The following is a 19,484-nucleotide window of genomic DNA, read 5'->3' on the forward strand; positions in this document are numbered from 1 at the left end:
GTCTGACAGTGTACTGTCAGACCTTTTTTATTGTTGATTTTTAATATAATCTAATAACAACTCGGCAGCTTTACGTGGGCCAATATGTTCTTGCCCTTCAACCGCTAATCGCGTACGAATTTGTCCAACTTTAATTCCCTTTTTAAATAATGTTGCAAAATATTTATCAATCAATGGATCCGTTTGTTCTTTTAATTGCACAGGTCCAAATGGATTAGCAAAGTAAGATTCAACTAATCCCGTTTCTGTTGTGGTACCTTTTGCCTTACGTGCTCCTCTTACAAATACATCTTTTGCTTCATCTATATTATTAAAAAATTCAAATTCAGCACCATCTTCTTCATAGTTATTAGCATATAAGACCATGTCAACAGGACGCCCAGTTGTAATATCTTTATAAGTTGCAACTGGAATTACAATACGTGCATTCGTTTTATCTGGATTCATAAAAATACTTCGATCAATTGTGCGATATGCATATCCTGTATCCAAATCATCTAAGCGTACAAAGGCTCCAATCTCAGTACCGTACGCACGAATTTCACCTTTTTCGATTGCCAACGTTCCCATGTCATCAAAAATAGTTTTCATATCTTTAATTTCATCTTCTGCCATCAAACGCATTGCTTCTAGTGTTTCTGACTTACCTGCTCCACTATCTCCAATTACTACAATATTACTTTGAATACCATTTTTTAATGTTAATTCAATCATAGCACCATGTAATGGAAGTTTTTTCTCATTAATCATTTTGACATTATATAAAGTTAAAATCATTTTTTTCATATAACCAAAATAATCGTGATTTTCACTATAGGTCGCATATCCAATCATAATGTCATTTTCTTTATCTTGATAGAATACCGCACGATCTTCTTTATCTTTATTTCCATAAACATAAATTAAATCAGGTTTTCTGTCTTTACATTCTTCCAACTCTGCTAATTCAAATAAGTTACACATTGTAACCCCTTGAGCCATAAAATCACGATGAAAATATACGTAGGCTAGGGCAGTTCCTACTTTTGCAGGATACACAAACCAATTATTTGGATCTAGATATAATCCATCAAGTGGATTTATAAAAACCTCTTCGAAAATTCCATCCCTTTTTGTTCGTTTAGGATAAGTGATAAATGGCGGTGTTAATACAATGGACTCAATAAACGCCGGATATCTTAGCCCCCTATATTGCATTGGAAAATCCCATTGAATTTCATTTAATACTAAACCTGCATTTGCTCCAACAATTAATTGGCGATACACATTTTGACGATGTCCCATTAAACGCTCTTCAATAGTACGATAAACCTTTAATACTAAATTAGTAAAGTCATTATTTGCCTCGATAAATTTTATTTTTTGAATCCCAGTTCCTTCTGTACTGTTATAAATGACACTGTACCGTTCTAGACGACGCCAGTAATCGTATAATGCTTCAATAAATTCTATCAATGTATCCTTGTGTTGAAGTAACACTATAAATGATCGATTCATTTTCATAACTTCATCAATCTCTAATACCAATAATAATTTAAAAAGTGATGTTAACTCCGTTGCTACTCGATTTTCACCACATACATAAACTAATTGTTCATAAATTGGTGATTCTTTCTTTTTCAATCTATTTAAGAAACGTGTTAATACTTTCTCAAACCCTTGACTATTTAATAATTCATCTTCAGTATTGCAATAATGTGCAGAAAAGTTAATAACTGCAGTATTGCGTTCTAATTCGAATTGTGGCTTCATTATGTATTCTCCCCTCTAAAGCTACTTTTGACATTCCGGTAAAACTTCTTTTATGTATTGCACTAACAAATCAATTTCTTGTTTTGTGATTTCCCCTATAATTCCAACGCGTAACATTTTACCTGCATATGAACCCATTCCACCTGCTACAGTAAAGTTATATCTTTCATCAATTAAAGCAGTCAATTTGCTAGCATTGATATTTTCAGGAGCTAATACGGGAACTAACACATTTCCTCTAATACTTTCGTCTTTAATAAATAATTCAAGGCCGAGATTTGCAAGTTTTTCTTCAGCATATTTTCGAACTTGAACTTTATTTGCAATCACGCTTTCAAGACCTTGATTCAACAATCCATCTAATGCTGTTTTTAATGCTACAACGATAGAAATTGCTGGAGTAAATGGCTGTTCTGATTTTACTTCATAATAATGAAGATATTTTTTATAATCGAAATAATATTTTGGGAGATTTGAATATTCTAAACTCAATTTTGCTTTATCACTTAAGGCTACAAAACTCAATCCAGGAGGTAAGTGGAATCCTTTTTGACTACTTGCCACCGCACAATCTACTCCCCATTCATCTAAATGGAACTCTTGTACAACCATCCCACTAATACAATCCGCAATTAATAAACGATTTGTATCTTTCGTTAAATCTCCTAAAGCTTTCAAATTATTTACAACACCTGTTGCTGTCTCATGATAAGTTACAAATACACCTTTAATTTCGGGATATTTTTCTAAAATTTCTTTTACATCATTTAACTCATAACTTTTTCCCCAATCATAAGCTAACTCATGTACTTTTAATCCATATACAGTACAAATTTCAATAAATCTTTGACCAAACCATCCTGTATTAATGACTAAAACTTCATCCCCATTAGAGAATAGGTTAACGATTGTTGACTCCATTGCCCCTGTTCCTGAAGATGTTAAAATAATTACATCATTTTTAGTATCAAATATTCTTTTTAACCCTTCGTTTACATCTTTAATTAATTGATGATAATCAGCCATACGATGATGAATTAAATCTTGCCCTAATACTTCTCGAATTTCCATTGGAATATTCGTAGGACCTGGCGTAAATAATACCTTACTCACTTTCTCACCCACTTCATAAAATTACAAGCTCATTTATAAAATACATCTTTTTAAAAATTTTGTCATTATGCTTTGCAAATATGTAATAAAAATAGACTTAAAGGGAGATTACAAAGATCTCCCTTTTTATATTTTTACTCGACAAATTTCTTTGCAATGTCTAGTCTGTAGAACAAATCATCACAAGTAATTTTTTCTATTTGTCGATAAACATTAGTTCGAGCTTTGTCTAAAGTTTCACCACTTCCAACAACAAAGAGAACGCGTCCACCGTTTGTTGTATAGTCTCCATCTACTAATTTAGTTCCCATGTGACAAACGTCTACATCTTCCAGTAAATCAAGACCTTTAATAATTGCGCCTTTATTATAATTTCCTGGATAACCTTTAGCGGCTAACACAACTCCAACAGTTGGTTTATCTGACCATACACACTCGATTTCTTTCCCCTCAAGCAGTGATAACATGATTTCAGAAAGGTCTGTCTCTAAACGAGGAAGTAGCACTTCCGTTTCTGGATCTCCAAAGCGAGCATTGAATTCAATAACTTTAATACCTGACGATGTTTTCATTAATCCAGCATATAAGATTCCCGTAAATGGTATATTTTCAGCAATCATTGCCTTCGTCATTGGTCCAATAACCATTTTAATCGCTTCCTCATAATCTGATTCCAAAATAAGCGGATGTGGACTGTGATTCCCCATTCCTCCTGTGTTCAACCCTTCATCATTATCATATGCACGCTTATAATCACGTGCAATAGGCATTGGGTTATAAAGTTCATTTGCGACAAAAGCCATTAACGAAAACTCTTCACCTTCCAAGAACTCCTCGATCACTACTTTCGAAGAGGCCTCATCAAACTGACGATATAATAACATTGATTCTAAAGTCTCAATTCCTTCTTCTAATGTTTGACAAATAACTACACCTTTGCCAGCAGCTAGTCCATCTGCTTTAATAACAATTGGCATAGACTGTGTTTTTAAATACTCAACCGCGGGCTCAAATTCTGTAAATTCTTTATATACTGCCGTTGGAATATTATATTTTGACATCATCTGCTTAGCAAAGGCTTTACTGCCTTCAATTAAAGCTGCTTCTTTAGTTGGGCCAAACACTTTTAATCCTTTTGAATTGAAACTATTAACAACTCCCGCTACAAGAGCCATTTCTGGCCCCACTATGGTTAAATCAATTTGATTTTCCAACGCAAAGTCAGTAAGTGCCGCTACGTTTGTTTCCTCAATTGGTACTAAAGTTGCCTCAATCATTCCATCATTTCCTGGTGCACAGAAAATTTGAGAAACTTTTTTATCGCGCATTAATTTTTTTATGATGGCATGCTCACGTCCCCCACGCCCAATAACTAAAACTTTCATAAATTTCTCCCTATCCTCACCAAATTAATGTTTAAAATGTCTTACTTTTGTAAATACCATCGCAATTCCAAATTTATTACAAGCATCAATAGAATCTTGATCTTTAATCGATCCACCTGGTTGAATGATTGCTTTAACTCCATATTTAGCAGCTAATTCAACTGTATCCGACATCGGGAAGAAAGCATCTGATGCTAAATATGAACCTGATGCCAATTCATTAGCTTGTTCAAGTGCAATTTTAGCCGCACCGACGCGATTCATTTGGCCTGCACCAACTCCTACAGTCATATTATCTTTCACTAAAGCAATCGCATTCGACTTCACATGTTTTACAACTTTAAATCCAAATAATAATTGTTCTAAGTCTTCTTGTGTTGGTTTTACTTCTGTTACACATTCTAAGTCTTCAAGTGTTACTTCTAGTGTGTCTAAGTCTTGTTGTAATAATCCACCTTTAACTGTTGTTAATTTATGTCCTAGTTGACGACGATTTGACATGTCTGTTGTTAATAGGCGGATATTTTTCTTTTGTTTTAAAATTTGTAATGCTTCTTCTGTAAAACTTGGTGCAATAATAATTTCTAAGAAGATTTTATGAAGTTCTGTTGCTACTTCTTTGCTAACTTCACGGTTAAGGGCAACAATTCCACCAAAGATTGACGTTGAATCTGCTTCATATGCTTTTGCATAAGCTTCCTCGATTGTTGATCCAATTCCAATACCACATGGATTCATATGTTTTACCGCAACCGCTGCTGGTGCTTCAAATTCAGCTAAAATTTCAAGTGCTGCATTAGCATCTGCAATATTGTTGTATGACAATTCTTTTCCATGTAATTGTTCACTCGCCACTACACTGTAAGATGGTTTTTCTAATGTTTGATAAAATGCTGCTGACTGATGTGGATTTTCTCCATAGCGTAATGATTGTTTTAGGTCATATGTAACAGTAAGTTTTTCTGGAATTTTAATTTCGTTGATTTGATTAAAGTAGTTTGCAATCATTGCATCATAGGCTGCTGTATGATTAAATACTTTTCCAGCTAATTTTTGACGCGTGTTTAAGGTTGTATTTCCATGTTCACGAATTTCATCAATAATTTGATCGTAATCTTTAACATCTACAACGACTGTTACGTCATTAAAGTTTTTAGCAGCAGAACGTAGCATTGAAGGTCCACCAATATCGATGTTTTCAATTTTATCTTCATGTGTTGATTCAGGATTTTGAATTGTTTTTGCAAATGGATATAAGTTAACACAAACTAAATCTATGTACTCGATGTTGTTTTTTGCTACTTGTTGTTGGTGATATTCATCACCACGCTTTGCTAATAGACCACCATGAACTAATGGATGAAGCGTTTTGACACGTCCTTCTAAAATTTCTGGGAACCCTGTCACCTCGTCAATGGAAATAATATTCATTCCCGCTTCTTCTAATGACTTTTTTGTCCCACCTGTTGAAATAATATCGTATCCTAATTCAATTAAATTTTGTACAAATGGCACTAAGTTTGTTTTATCTGACACACTTACTAATGCACGTTTCATCTCTCTTCATCCTCCTAAATATTTAGCAATTGTTTAATGACAGTTGGATATAGCTCATGTTCTAAGTCATGAATTTTTTGCTCTATTTCTTCTCTTGTCTCTAACCCTGTACGTTTAAAACAAACTTGGTCAATAATCATCCCTGTATCAATACCTGAATCAACGTAATGAACAGTCACTCCCATAATTTTAACCCCATATTTTAATGCGTCTGTGATTCCATCCCGACCAGGAAAAGCTGGTAATAATGCAGGATGGATGTTAATGATTTTTCCTTCGTAAACATCTAATAAAGTTTGACCAACAATGCGCATGTAGCCTGCTAAAACAATTAAATCTGGGTTAAGGGGGATTAACTGAGTACAGATTTCTTGTTCGAAGGCTTCTTTACTAGAATATTCTTTTGGATTAAAAACGAAGGTTGGAATGTTCATTTTATGAGCTCTTTCAATGCAATAGGCACCCGGTTTATCACAAACAAGCAGTGCTACTTCGCAGGCTTGTTTATGTAATTTTTCAACGATAGTTTGAAAGTTACTACCATTCCCTGAAGCAAAGACAACTATTTTTTTCATACTAGTTGTACTCCTTCTTCAGCTACAACGTGACCGATGATATGTGGAGTTTCTCCTGCTTCTGTTAAGACCTCCATTGTTTTTTGAACTGAGTCTTTTGATACAATGATAATCATTCCAATTCCCATGTTAAAGACGTTATACATTTCGCGCTCGTCTAAGTTTCCAAGTTCTTTTAAGTAATTAAAGATTGGAGGCATTGGATATGAGTTTTTATTAATGACGACTCCGTGCCCCTCTGGTAATGTACGTGGAATGTTCTCATCAAATCCTCCACCTGTAATGTGAGCCATCCCATGTACTTCAACTTCTTTTAGTAAAGCCAAGATTGGTTTAACGTAGATTTTTGTTGGTGCTAAGACGGCCTCTGCTACTGTGGCTTGAAGTGATTCAACGTATTGGTTTAAATCGACGTTATGGTCTTTGAATAAGATTTTACGTACTAATGAGTATCCATTTGAGTGAATTCCACTTGATGAAAGTCCGATGATGATATCACCTTCACTTACTTTTTCACCCGTGATTAATTCATCTTTTTCAACAACTCCAACTGCAAATCCAGCTAAATCATAATGTCCATGCTCATACATATCTGGCATTTCGGCTGTTTCCCCACCGATTAAAGCAGCTCCCGCTTGCTCACATCCATCTGCTACTCCTTTAACGATAGCCTCAATTTTAGCAGGTTCATTTTTCCCAACCGCCACGTAATCTAAGAAATATAAGGGTTCTGCTCCTTGTACAACGATATCATTCACACACATTGCGACGCAATCGATTCCAATTGTGTCATGAACATCTGCTTTAATTGCTACCATTAACTTAGTTCCGACTCCATCTGTCCCCGATACTAAGAGAGGGTTTTGGTAATCAAGTGACGATAAATCAAACATAGCACCAAATGATCCAATTCCCGAAAATACTCCTGGACGATTCGTTTTTGCGATATGTTTTTTGATTCGATTAACCGATTCGTAACCTGCTTCTAGACTTACACCTGATTGTTCGTACGCTTTACTCATCTTCTCCACCCCTTATTTAACTTCTTTGTTTGCATTTATAACATCTTCATATAGATATGTCGGATAGTCTCCATTAAAACATGCGACACATTGACCACAGTTTTTACCGTAAGTTACAGGTTGGCCAATACCTTTTGTTAGTCCTTCTACTGAAATAAAGGCTAATGAATCGGCTCCAATTACGTGTCTTATTTCTTCTGTTGTATGGGTTGCAGCAATTAATTCATCGTATGTTGAGAAATCAACTCCATAAAAACATGGAAATTTGATTTCTGGTGAGGCGATACGCACGTGAACTTCTTTAGCCCCTGCATCACGTAACATATCTACCATTCGGCGTGATGTTGTCCCACGAACAATTGAGTCATCAATTAAAATAACGCGTTTATCTTTAACAATTGAACGAACAGCTGATAATTTCATCTTAACCCCTTGTTCACGAAGTTCTTGTGAGGGCTGGATAAAGGTTCGTCCAATGTATTTATTTTTAATCATGCCAATTTCAAATGGAATATTAGCTTCTTCTGCATATCCGATAGCTGCACTTAATCCCGAATCTGGTACTCCTACAACGATATCTGCTTCAACGTGTGATTCTTTAGCTAGAACTCGGCCACAATTTTTACGTGCTTGGTGAACGTTAATTCCTTCTACATCACTATCTGGTCTTGCAAAGTAAACGTACTCCATGCTACACATGCTACGATGACAAGTTTTGGCGTAGCGGTCTGACGTTATCCCATTTAAGTCAATTCTGATGACTTCTCCTGGATGAACATCTCGCAAATATTCTGCTCCAATCACATCAAAAGCACATGTTTCCGATGCAACGACAATTCCTTTATCACCAATTCGACCAAGAGATAGTGGACGTAATCCCAGTTTATCTAAAGCGATGTACATTTCATTTTCTTTTAATAGTAGGAAGGCGAAAGCTCCCTCGATATAAAGTAGGGATTCCTTCAAAGCTGTCATCATATCTCCACGTTGGCGTTTGATTAAATGAGCGAGAATTTCTGAATCAGAGGTAGTCTGAAAGATGCTTCCCTCGTTTTCAAGATAGACTTTAAGTTGATTTGCATTGACTAAATTTCCATTATGACAAAGACCAAGTGGTCCTGATTGAGAGCGGAATAGGAAAGGTTGAACGTTCATAATTCCGCCTCCGCCTGCTGTTGAATAACGAACGTGTCCAATCGCATGGATTCCCTTTAGACGATCGATATCTTGTTGAGTAAAAACATTTCGAACAAGTCCTTCTCCTTTATGTTGATGAAGCATTTTGCCATCACTCGTAACGATTCCAGCGCCTTCTTGACCACGATGTTGAAGAGCATGTAATCCGTAATAAGTTAATTCAGCTGCATTTTCATGATTGAAGATTCCAAAGACTCCACACTCTTCATTCATTTTATTTTCGAAAAATAAATCTAATTCTGCCATATTATTCACCTTAGCGACTTACGCGATTTAAGATTTCAATATAGGCTTCTTCAACATTTCCTAAGTCGCGACGGAAACGATCTTTATCTAACTTTTCGTTTGTTTTTTTATCCCATAAACGGCATGTATCTGGTGAGATTTCATCGGCTAACACAATTTCCCCATTTTTTGTACGCCCAAATTCAATTTTGAAATCAATTAAGCGAATGTCTTGTGCGTCGAAGAATTCAATCAATGCTTTGTTGATTTCTAATGTCATTTCTTTAATTTTTGCTAACTCTTCATAAGTCGCTAAATCTAATGCTACCGCGTGATCTTCATTAATCAACGGATCCCCATAAGCATCATTTTTATAACATAATTCATAAACCACGTTCGATGGAATTGTCCCTTCTTCGATTCCTAAACGTTTTGCCATACTTCCTGCAATAATGTTGCGCACGATAATTTCTAAAGGAACAATTTCAACTTTATGACATAATTGATCACGATCATTTAATTTTTCAATGAAATGGGTTTTCACTCCACGTTTTTCTAACATTTCAAAAATGATTGTTGTAATCGCATTGTTTAAAATACCTTTGTTTGCGATGCTTGATTTTTTTACCCCATTAAATGCTGTTGCATCGTCTTTATAATGAATAATAACTTTGTGATCATCGTCCGTTTTAAAAATTTGCTTTGCTTTTCCTTCATATAACATTACTCGAGTTGGGTTCATGGCCTTATCCTCCGTTTTTCTCTCTTTGTATAGTCTCTCTTTTATCTTTTTACTTGTTAGGGTGACGCTGTGCTTTCTCATTAGATATATAAGAACCTCTAAGTTTTGTGGATTTTTAAACATTTAGCGGTTCTATAGTTATACCTTAGTATCAAAAGGGTTTAAATACTAAGCCTGATGATAAAACGATTGATTACATTTCAGTTTATATATAGAACTTTTGAATCTAGTTTCTTCTCGCAATACGCTCGTAAAGTTCTAAAGCCTCTTCTGTCTCCCGATAATTCAGACTTTATTCACTTCCTACGCGTGTTAATTGCGAGACTCAACGTTTTATTTAAAGTATTTTACTCCGCTTTGGAACAGTAATTGATCGTAATTACCTGGGACATTTTTGAAAATTTGACTTCCGATGCGCTCTGAGTGCCCCATTTTTCCAAGAATGCGTCCATCTGGACTTGTAATTCCTTCAATGGCAGCGATTGATCCATTAGGATTGTAGATTCCATCCATTGTTGGTTTTCCAGTTACGTCTACGTATTGAGTCGCGACTTGACCATTTTTGATTATTTTTTTAATCACAGCATCATTCGCTACAAATTTCCCTTCTCCATGCGAAATTGCGATATTGTGAATATCTCCAACGTTTGCCCCCGATAACCAAGGTGATTTGTTTGAGGCAATACGTGTTTGTATAATTTTTGACATATGTCGGTTCGTATTGTTTTTAACTAGAGTTGGTGAGTCTTCAGTTACCATTCCAAACTGTCCATATGGTAATAATCCTGATTTAATTAATGCTTGGAATCCATTACAAATACCTAAGATTAATCCATCACGCTCTAATAATCCTTCAATACTTTCACGTACCTGTTCATTCATTAAAACTGATGTAATAAATTTTCCTGATCCATCTGGCTCATCTCCAGCACTGAATCCTCCAGATAGCATTAAAATTTGAGATTCATTAATGTGTTTAACCATACGTTCAATTGAAGCTTCAATATCTTGATGATTTTGATTACAAAATACATCAATGATTGATTTTGCCCCAGCTTGTTCGAAGGCTCTTGCACTATCATATTCGCAGTTTGTTCCTGGGAATACTGGCAAGAATACTTGTGGTGTTGATTTTATTGATGATGTTTTAATGATGGTATTTTTATAGTCAATGATTGGAACCTCTATTTTTTCAGCTTCAGCGGCAACTGGATATAAATTGCCAAATGTTCCTTGCCATGCTTCTAAGCTTTCTTCAATCGTGATGGCCTCTTGATTGATGACGATTAAAGGTTCCGATGTTGTTTTTCCAAGTAAGTGCGCATGATCAAATAATAATGGTCGATCAGACTCTACGATAATCGATCCCAGTTCTAAGTCGAATACATCATAACCTGTTTTAATGGTTGCACCAATTTTATTCCCGAAACTCATTTTTGCTAATGCTTCAGCAATCCCTCCCTGTTTAACCGAGAAAGCTGATTTAATACATCCGACTGTAACCATGTCATAAATATAGTCAAAGTTAGTTTTTAACTGTTCAATATTTGGCATTAAATCTTTAGTTGGTTCATGTTTAATTAAATAAATATAGTTTTCCGGTGCCTTGAATTCTGGTGATAAAACTTTGTTTGCTTTTTCTGTTTGAACTGCAAATGAAATGAATGTCGGTGGAACATGTAATTCTTCAAATGATCCACTCATACTATCTTTTCCACCGATTGCAGGTAAATTAAACCCTTTTTGAACGTAAATTGACCCGAGTAGCGCTGCAAACGGTTGTCCCCAGTTTTGTGGGTCTTGTCCTAAACGACGAAAGTATTCTTGAAATGAGAAACGAATTCCTTGCCATCTTCCACCTAAGGCAATGATTCTTGCCATTGATTCAACTACTGCATAAGCTGCTCCATGGAATGGTGACCAGGATGTAATTTCTGGATTATATCCATAAGTTAACATACTAACTGTATTTGTCACACCATGACGTAGTGGAATTTTATGAACTGATCCTTCCGTCTCAGTTAATTGATATTTTCCTCCATAAGGCATTAAAACAGTCGTTCCCCCAATGGTTGAGTCAAACATTTCAACCATTCCTTGCTGTGATGCAACATTTGGTTGTTTTAAATTATTTAGGAATTTATCTTTAATTGTGTTTCCTTGTATTTTACTTTGGAATGGATTAGATTCTAAATCTGTTTTAATTGTAACGTTTGTTGTTTGACGCGCACCATTTGTATCTAAGAAAGTACGTGATAAGTTGACGATTGGACGACCATTCCAATTCATCACTAAACGATTGGTATTTGTCACTTCTGCAACAACAGTTGCTTCTAAGTTTTCATGATGTGCAAAGTTAATAAAAGTGTCTACATCTTTAGAAGCCACCAAGACTGCCATACGCTCTTGCGATTCTGAAATTGCAAGTTCTGTTCCATTTAATCCATTGTATTTGACTGGAACAGCATTTAAGTCGATGTTTAATCCATCAGCAAGTTCCCCAATGGCAACAGCTACGCCTCCTGCTCCGAAATCATTACATTTTTTGATTAAGCGCGTTACTTCTCCATTTCTAAATAAACGCTGAATTTTTCTTTCAGTCGGAGCATTTCCTTTTTGAACTTCTGATGAAGCTGTTTGAATTGATGTTTCATTATGAGCTTTGGATGATCCTGTTGCCCCACCAATTCCATCTCTTCCTGTACGCCCACCAAGTAGAATGATGATGTCTCCAGGAGCTGGTTTTTCACGGCGAACATCACTTGCTTTAACTGCTCCGACTACTGCTCCGACTTCCATGTGCTTTGCTTTGTATCCTTCATGATAAACTTCACGAACAAAGCTTGTTGGTAATCCAATTTGATTTCCGTAAGAGCTATTTCCATCTGCTGAACGTTTTGAAATAATTTTTTGAGGAAGTTTACCTTCCATCGTATCTTCGATAGATTCTAAAACATTTGCTCCACCACTAATACGCATCGCTTGGTAAACATATGAACGTCCAGATAGTGGATCACGAATTGCTCCACCAATACATGTTGAAGCCCCACCAAATGGTTCAATTTCTGTTGGATGATTGTGTGTTTCGTTTTTAAACATTAATAACCATGGTTCGTTAACCCCATCAACATCGACATCTATATAAACACTACAAGCATTAATTTCGTCTGACACTTCTAAATCATTTAATAATCCTAATTTGCGTTGTTCTTTCATTGCAATAGTTGCCATATCCATTAATGTCATTGGCTTTTTATTATGGTGAACACGCTCTCGCATTGCGCAGTATTCATTGAAAGTTTGTTGTAAAATTTCATGGAATCGTCCACTTTCGAATGTTACATTTTCAATTAATGTTTCAAACGTTGTGTGACGGCAGTGATCTGACCAGTAAGTATCTAATACTTTTAACTCTGTTTCTGTTGGATTTCGTTTTTCTTCCTTTAAGAAGTAATCTTGAATTAATTTGATGTCTGCTAGGGACATGGCCATCCCGTGTGTCTTTAAGAATGCCGCTAACGCTTCCTCTTTATAGTCAACGAATCCTTCATATGTTTTGACATCTTCAATTTCTATTGATTCATCTAATTGAAGTGGTGCTGTTAAATCTTTTTCACGCATTTCAATCGGATTGATATAGTAGTTTTTAATTTTAGCTAATTCTTCTTTTGACTGTACTCCATCCAAAATAATCACTTTTCCACTCTTAACACGAACCTCATCATTTCCTGTTAAAAGTTGAATACATTGAATTGCTGAGTCGGCACGTTGATCATATTGCCCGGGTAAATATTCTACTGCAAAATAGGTTTTATCACTTAACTCAATTGAGTCACTCGTCATATCTGTTACAATTTCAGATAAAACATTTTGCTTCGCTGTTTCAAGTTCCGTTTCATTAACGTTAAATAAATCATATATATTAATGACACGAGTATTAGTTAGGTTTAAATGTAAATTTTCATTCAAATCATGCCGTAAACTTTTAGCTTCTGTTGCATAGATATCCTTCTTCTCCACAAAAATACGATACTGACTCATTTTCCTCATCCTCACCCTTTTTACTTTGGAAAGTTTTCTAAAAACAGTTCCACAGTTTTATGTAAATCTTCTCTCTTCTTACTTGTAAATGTCATATGTCCAACTTTACGATTTGCTCGTAATTCTTCTTTTCCATAAAGGTGAACTTTTGCCTGATGAAATTCAGGTGTTGTCCACATTTTTAAGGCATAGTCAACATGTTGGCCTAGCAAGTTGACCATGATAGCTGGCTCTATTAGGGTTGGCTTAATTAGTGGTAAGCCACATACTGCTCGAATATGTTGTTCAAATTGCGAAATGTTGCAAGCATCAATTGTATAGTGTCCTGAATTATGAGGACGTGGTGCTAATTCATTAATAATAATGTCATCACCTATAACAAACATCTCAATCGCAAGTGTTCCAACAAAATCTAAACGTTCAATTAAAGTTCTTGCTATTTCTTCCGCCTTTATCATAAGCTCTGAACTAATATCAGCTGGTACGATACTTAAGTGTAAGATATGATTTTGATGAATATTCTCCGCTACCGGGAATGTCTCGACATCACCATTTGTGCCTCTTGTTACGATGACTGAGATTTCTTTTTCAAAAGGAACAAATCCTTCGAGGATACATTCTGTTCCTTCGACAATAGGAATAACTTCTAAGATATCTTCATCAGTTTTTAGCATCCATTGTCCTTTGCCATCATATCCACCACACGTCGTTTTCAAAATAGCTGGGTACCCTAATTGCTTAATGGCATATCTTAACTCCGCTTCACTTTCGACTTTCATGAATGGTGCTGTTTTAAATCCACAATCATTAATGGCGATTTTTTCTAAAAAGCGATGTTGAGTAATCGCAATTGGTCGATTTCCTTGGGGGAGATACCCTTTAGATTCTAGTTGCTTAATCATCTCACTTGAGACATTTTCAAACTCATAGGTAATGACGTCACTTTGTTTAAATAAGGATAACAATGCTAATTCATCATCATAAGTTGCATTAATTTCGATATCAGCAACTTGGGCAAGTGGTCCATTTGCTACTGGTTCTAAAACGGCAATTTTATATCCCATTTGTTTAGCAGCAATTGCCATCATTCTTCCAAGTTGTCCTCCACCGATAATTCCAATCGTTGATGGGGGTAATATTAACTTACTCATTTAAATCGCAATCTCCCAGTACTGAATCCGTCATCTCTTTACGATAATTTTCTAAATGAACTGCAATTTCTTGATATGATGTGCTTAACATGGAAGCCGCTAATAATCCTGCATTTTTGGCTCCAGCTTTTCCAATAGCTACTGTAGCTACCGGAATTCCTCCTGGCATTTGAACAATAGATAGTAACGAATCGAGTCCATTTAAAGCTCTTGATTGAACCGGTACTCCAATAACCGGAAGTGTTGTTTTAGCAGCAACCATTCCAGGAAGGTGCGCAGCACCTCCTGCTCCTGCAATGATTACTTTAATTCCCCTATTACGTGCAGCCTCTGCATATTCAAACATTTTATCTGGTGTTCGATGAGCTGAAACGACACTAGCTTCATAAGAGATTTCTAATTGCTCTAAAACTTTCATCGCTTCTTGCATTGTTTCGAAATCTGATTTACTTCCCATGATAATTCCAACCAATGGTTTGGGTGAGATTTCGTATATTCTCTCCATCAAAAATCCTCCCTATTTTATTTTTTCTATCCTTATATATATGCTTTTAGAATAACCCGATACATTCACCCTCTGGTGTTACATCCATTTTTAAAGCAGCTGGTTCTTTCGGTAATCCTGGCATTGTTAAGACGTTACCTGTTAAGCAAACAATGAATCCAGCTCCTGCTGAGATACGAACTTCACGAATTGTAATGTCAAAATCAGTTGGACGTCCAAGAACTTTTGGATCATCACTTAATGAAACTGGTGTTTTAGCCATACATACTAAGTAATCTTCGTATCCTAATTTTTTTATTGTTTCTAATTGCGCTTTTGCTTCGTCTGTATAGTTTACTCCGCGTGCCCCATAAATTTTTTGAGCGATTGTTAAGATTTTCTCCTCTAATGTTTGGTTACGCTCATAAATTTGATTAAATGTTTGATTGTTTTCTTCAATTAGTGAGACAACTCGAGTTGCTAATTGCTTAGCACCAGCTCCTCCATTTAACCAAACATTTGCGATTTCGCATGGATGATTATTTTGTTCACACCAAGATGTTAAGAATTCAAGTTCTGCCTCTGTATCATGCGTGAATTGGTTAACTGCTACGATGTATGGCAAATTAAATTGCGTGATTGAATCAATATGTTTAGCTAAGTTTTCGATTCCTTTTGATAAGGCTTCAACGTTTTCTTCTTTTAAATCTTCATATTCAACGCCACCATGCATTTTTAATGCACGAATTGTTGCGACGATAACAACACAGTCTGGTGTAAGTTTTCCTTCACGACATTTAATATCTAAGAATTTTTCTGCTCCTAAGTCAGCCCCAAATCCGGCCTCAGTAATCACATAGTCTCCAAGTTTTAAAGCAGTTTTAGTTGCAATAATAGAGTTACATCCATGAGCAATATTTGCGAATGGTCCTCCATGAACGATAGCTGGTGTATGCTCGCATGTTTGAACTAGATTCGGTTTAATTGCATCTTTTAATAACATGGCAATTGCACCTTCAATTTTTAAATCTTTAACGTGAACTGGTTGATCATCCGGAGTATAAGCGACGATGATATTTCCTATACGAGCTTTTAAATCCTCTAAGCTTGTAGCTAAACAAAGGATTGCCATAATTTCAGAAGCAACTGTAATGTTAAATCCATCTTTACGTTCAATTCCATTAACTTTTGAACCTTGTCCAATCGTGATATCACGTAATGTACGATCGTTTAAGTCTAAACAGCGTTTGAATACAATTTTAGTTGGATCAATATTACATTCGTTACCTTGATACATATGATTATCTAGTAATGCACAAATAGCATTGTTTGCTGTTGTAATAGCGTGAATATCTCCTGTAAAGTGAAGATTTAAATCTTCCATCGGTAATACTTGTGAGTACCCTCCACCAGTTGCTCCACCTTTAAGTCCCATAACTGGTCCAAGTGATGGTTCACGTAAGGCGATAACAGATTTCTTATCAATATGGTAAAAACCTTGCCCAAGACCTACTGTCATCGTTGTTTTTCCTTCTCCGGCTTTAGTTGGGCTAATAGCTGTTACTAGGACTAATTTTCCGTCTTTTTTATTTTGATTCATGACACTTAAGTCAATTTTCGCCTTATATTTTCCATAACATTCAACTTCATCTTCAATCCCTAATTGTTTAGCAATCTCAATAATTGGTTTTAATTCAATTTCTTTTGCAATTTGTAAATCATTTTTCATTTAAAATCCACTCCTCTTTGTTTTAATAGCTAACCAAGATATTTCATCTATCTAGAAATAGATATGTTTTTAATAGTTTTAATCCGACTCAGTATCTAAATCTTTTCAATACGAAGATTAACTACAATGCATTTATCACTTAGCAATTATCCAAAATAATCTATTCTTAACTGCTAGGACACGCGGAAGTTTTTCAAAGTTTAGAAACTTCTGTACAATGACATATCTATATTCTTTACTTTAATAAAGCAAAAGAATCTTTTTAGCTACTTTTTTATTTGTAGAAATAAAAAAGCACCTTTAGGACTTAACTAAAGGTGCTAATAGTTAAATGTAACTCTAAAGAATTATATTAGGTAAGTTAAATAAAGCCTTCATCGAGACTATTTTTGCTTTCACTAACATATGACTTTGCGATACACTTTATTATTAGACAACCTTCATAGTCCCTGTATTTACGGTAAGGGGTAGAAACTTTCGAACCATATTATCGATGATATATGAATGCTGTGATTTTTATGTGATTTACTGTAGGTATCAAATTAATTGTAAAAAAAAACATATGCGTTAGTAAAAACACTTAACCCATACGTTTAACTTTTTCGATACACTATTTTTAATTGTAGGCATACGATTGGTGTAAATTGATTCATCTGTTTTGTCATTTGAATTCGCTCCATTTTCTCCAACCCCCTACAAATTCTACAACTTATTTACAATTGCATTATAAACTAATAAAAAATAAATATCAATATCGTTTAGCAAATTTTTCATATGAAAACGAAATAAACATTTTTCATTTTTAGATCCCCTTTAATAGGTTATTATCGTTAACCAAATTGAAGAACACTTTTTGAATCATTTTTTATAAAACTATTAATTTTGAAAAATTATTTTCTATTGCACAGTGTTTGAGTATATGCTATCATGTTTACAACTAAAAAACGGGCTATTCATTAAATAGCTCTTTGAGGACATGAACATGATTATAACATAAGGAGGCCCCACCATGAGCACATTAAATGGTAAAGTAGTATATCAAGGATTAACATTCGATGATGTTTTATTAATCCCTCAGCGTAGTGAAGTATTACCTAAAGACGTTTCTTTAAAAACAAAACTAACACGTGAAATCGAGTTAAATATCCCAATTATTTCTTCAGCAATGGATACAGTAACTGAATCACGTTTAGCAATTGCTCTTGCTCACCAAGGTGGAGTTGGATTTATCCATAAAAATATGTCAATTGAAGAACAAGCAGAAGAAGTTCGTCGCGTTAAATTATATCAAAATGGAATGATTTCAGATCCTGTAACATTATCTGCTGACATTACAATCGCCGAAGCTAATGAAAAGTGTAAACATTATAAAGTTTCTGGATTCCCAGTTGTTAATGAGAATGGAATCTTAACTGGTATTATTACTAATCGTGATATGAAATACCGTGAAGACCAAACAGTTAAAGTATCAGAAGTTATGACAGGACGCGATGCTTTAATTACTGCTCCAGTTGGTACAACACTTGATGAAGCTAAACAAATATTAATGCAACATCGTATCGAAAAATTACCAATCATTAACGATGCGGGTATCTTATGCGGATTAGTAACCATCAAAGATATTGATAAAACAATGTCTTACCCAAATAGTTGTAAAGATTCTCAAGGACGTTTACGTTGTGGTGCCGCTGTTGGGGTTGGAGCTGATACATTAGATCGCGTAGCTGCTTTAGTTGATGCAGGTGTAGATGTTATTACAGTGGACTCTGCTCATGGTCATTCAGTTGGTGTTATTGAAACAGTGCGTAAAATCAAGGAAACTTATCCACAGTTACAAGTAATCGGTGGAAATATCGTAACTCCAGAAGCCGCAAAAGATTTAATTGATGCGGGTGCTGATGCCGTTAAAGTTGGTATTGGACCTGGTTCTATCTGTACAACTCGCGTTGTTGCTGGAGTTGGTGTTCCTCAAATTACAGCTGTTAACGAAGTATACGAATACTGTAAAACAGTTGGTGTTCCGGTTATCGCTGATGGTGGTTTAAAATTAAGTGGTGACTTTGTAAAAGCTATTGCAGCAGGAGCTGACTGTGCAATGTTTGGTGGTTTATTCGCAGGATGTGAAGAAGCACCAGGTGAAGAGATTTTATATAACGGTCGTCGTTATAAAACATATGTAGGAATGGGCTCTTTAGCTGCTATGAAACGCGGTTCAAGTGATCGTTACTTCCAAGGCGGAAAACAACAAGAGGCTAAAAAATTAGTTCCAGAAGGAATTGAAGCTCGCGTTCCATTCAAGGGAAAACTTGAAGATGTCGTTTACCAATTATGTGGTGGATTACGTGCCGGAATGGGATATTGCGGAACAGCAACGATTGAAGATTTAAAAACAAATGGTAAATTTGTTCGTATTACAGGAGCAGGATTACGTGAATCTCATCCACACGATGTTGAAATTACTCAAGAAGCTCCAAACTATCAAAAATAACATAAAAAAAGAGAACTACTAAA

At 35.4% G+C, this 19,484-nt stretch carries 13 protein-coding genes and 1 riboswitch; of the genes, 1 reads left to right on the forward strand and 12 read right to left on the reverse strand.

All coding sequences use genetic code 11. From position 1 onward, the window contains the following. Positions 1-27: 27 nt before the first annotated feature. From HMPREF9402_RS00870 to HMPREF9402_RS00925, 12 genes are all read right to left on the reverse strand, one after another. On the reverse strand, positions 28-1,752 hold the full coding sequence (locus HMPREF9402_RS00870; protein ID WP_009606197.1) for a phosphoenolpyruvate carboxykinase: 1,725 nt from the start codon (positions 1,750-1,752) through the stop codon (positions 28-30). A 21-nt stretch (positions 1,753-1,773) separates the two neighbouring features. Next, positions 1,774-2,865 (reverse strand): pyridoxal-phosphate-dependent aminotransferase family protein, encoded by a 1,092-nt coding sequence (locus HMPREF9402_RS00875; protein ID WP_009606193.1) that lies wholly within the window; start codon positions 2,863-2,865, stop codon positions 1,774-1,776. A 134-nt stretch (positions 2,866-2,999) separates the two neighbouring features. Further along, positions 3,000-4,250, reverse strand: coding sequence for a phosphoribosylamine--glycine ligase (gene purD / locus HMPREF9402_RS00880; protein WP_006784963.1), 1,251 nt, complete (start codon positions 4,248-4,250; stop codon positions 3,000-3,002). Between the two features lie 24 nt (positions 4,251-4,274). Next, entirely contained in the window at positions 4,275-5,807 is a 1,533-nt protein-coding gene (gene purH, locus HMPREF9402_RS00885; RefSeq protein ID WP_009606196.1) for a bifunctional phosphoribosylaminoimidazolecarboxamide formyltransferase/IMP cyclohydrolase, read from the reverse strand. A gap of 14 nt (positions 5,808-5,821) precedes the next feature. Then, positions 5,822-6,382 (reverse strand): phosphoribosylglycinamide formyltransferase, encoded by a 561-nt coding sequence (purN, locus tag HMPREF9402_RS00890; protein WP_006784961.1) that lies wholly within the window; start codon positions 6,380-6,382, stop codon positions 5,822-5,824. Further along, positions 6,379-7,404, reverse strand: coding sequence for a phosphoribosylformylglycinamidine cyclo-ligase (gene purM, locus HMPREF9402_RS00895; RefSeq protein WP_006784960.1), 1,026 nt, complete (start codon positions 7,402-7,404; stop codon positions 6,379-6,381). Before purM ends, purN begins: the two co-directional genes overlap by 4 nt. A 12-nt stretch (positions 7,405-7,416) precedes the next feature. Next, on the reverse strand, positions 7,417-8,847 hold the full coding sequence (purF, locus tag HMPREF9402_RS00900; RefSeq protein ID WP_009606194.1) for an amidophosphoribosyltransferase: 1,431 nt from the start codon (positions 8,845-8,847) through the stop codon (positions 7,417-7,419). 10 nt (positions 8,848-8,857) lie between these two features. After that, a complete protein-coding gene (gene purC, locus HMPREF9402_RS00905) occupies positions 8,858-9,568 on the reverse strand; it encodes a phosphoribosylaminoimidazolesuccinocarboxamide synthase (protein WP_006784958.1) in 711 nt (236 codons plus the stop codon). Between the two features lie 333 nt (positions 9,569-9,901). Next, complete coding sequence (locus tag HMPREF9402_RS00910; RefSeq protein WP_009606192.1) at positions 9,902-13,609, reverse strand: phosphoribosylformylglycinamidine synthase; 3,708 nt, start codon at positions 13,607-13,609, stop codon at positions 9,902-9,904. A 20-nt stretch (positions 13,610-13,629) separates the two neighbouring features. Then, entirely contained in the window at positions 13,630-14,760 is a 1,131-nt protein-coding gene (gene purK / locus HMPREF9402_RS00915) for a 5-(carboxyamino)imidazole ribonucleotide synthase (RefSeq protein WP_006784956.1), read from the reverse strand. After that, entirely contained in the window at positions 14,753-15,265 is a 513-nt protein-coding gene (gene purE, locus HMPREF9402_RS00920) for a 5-(carboxyamino)imidazole ribonucleotide mutase (protein ID WP_006784955.1), read from the reverse strand. The genes purK and purE overlap by 8 nt, the downstream gene beginning before the upstream one ends. A gap of 46 nt (positions 15,266-15,311) precedes the next feature. After that, positions 15,312-16,973 carry a formate--tetrahydrofolate ligase gene (locus HMPREF9402_RS00925; protein WP_009606195.1) on the reverse strand — a complete coding sequence of 554 codons (1,662 nt, stop codon included), beginning with the start codon at positions 16,971-16,973 and terminating at the stop codon, positions 15,312-15,314. 423 nt (positions 16,974-17,396) lie between these two features. Continuing rightward, a riboswitch (purine riboswitch) is annotated at positions 17,397-17,497 on the reverse strand. A 485-nt stretch (positions 17,498-17,982) separates the two neighbouring features. Here HMPREF9402_RS00925 and guaB point away from each other — a divergent pair. Beyond that, positions 17,983-19,461 (forward strand): IMP dehydrogenase, encoded by a 1,479-nt coding sequence (guaB, locus tag HMPREF9402_RS00930; RefSeq protein WP_006784953.1) that lies wholly within the window; start codon positions 17,983-17,985, stop codon positions 19,459-19,461. The last annotated feature ends 23 nt before the right edge of the window (positions 19,462-19,484 follow it).

The sequence above is a fragment of the Turicibacter sp. HGF1 genome, assembly GCF_000191865.1.
In the GTDB taxonomy this organism is placed as follows: domain Bacteria; phylum Bacillota_I; class Bacilli_A; order MOL361; family Turicibacteraceae; genus Turicibacter; species Turicibacter sanguinis.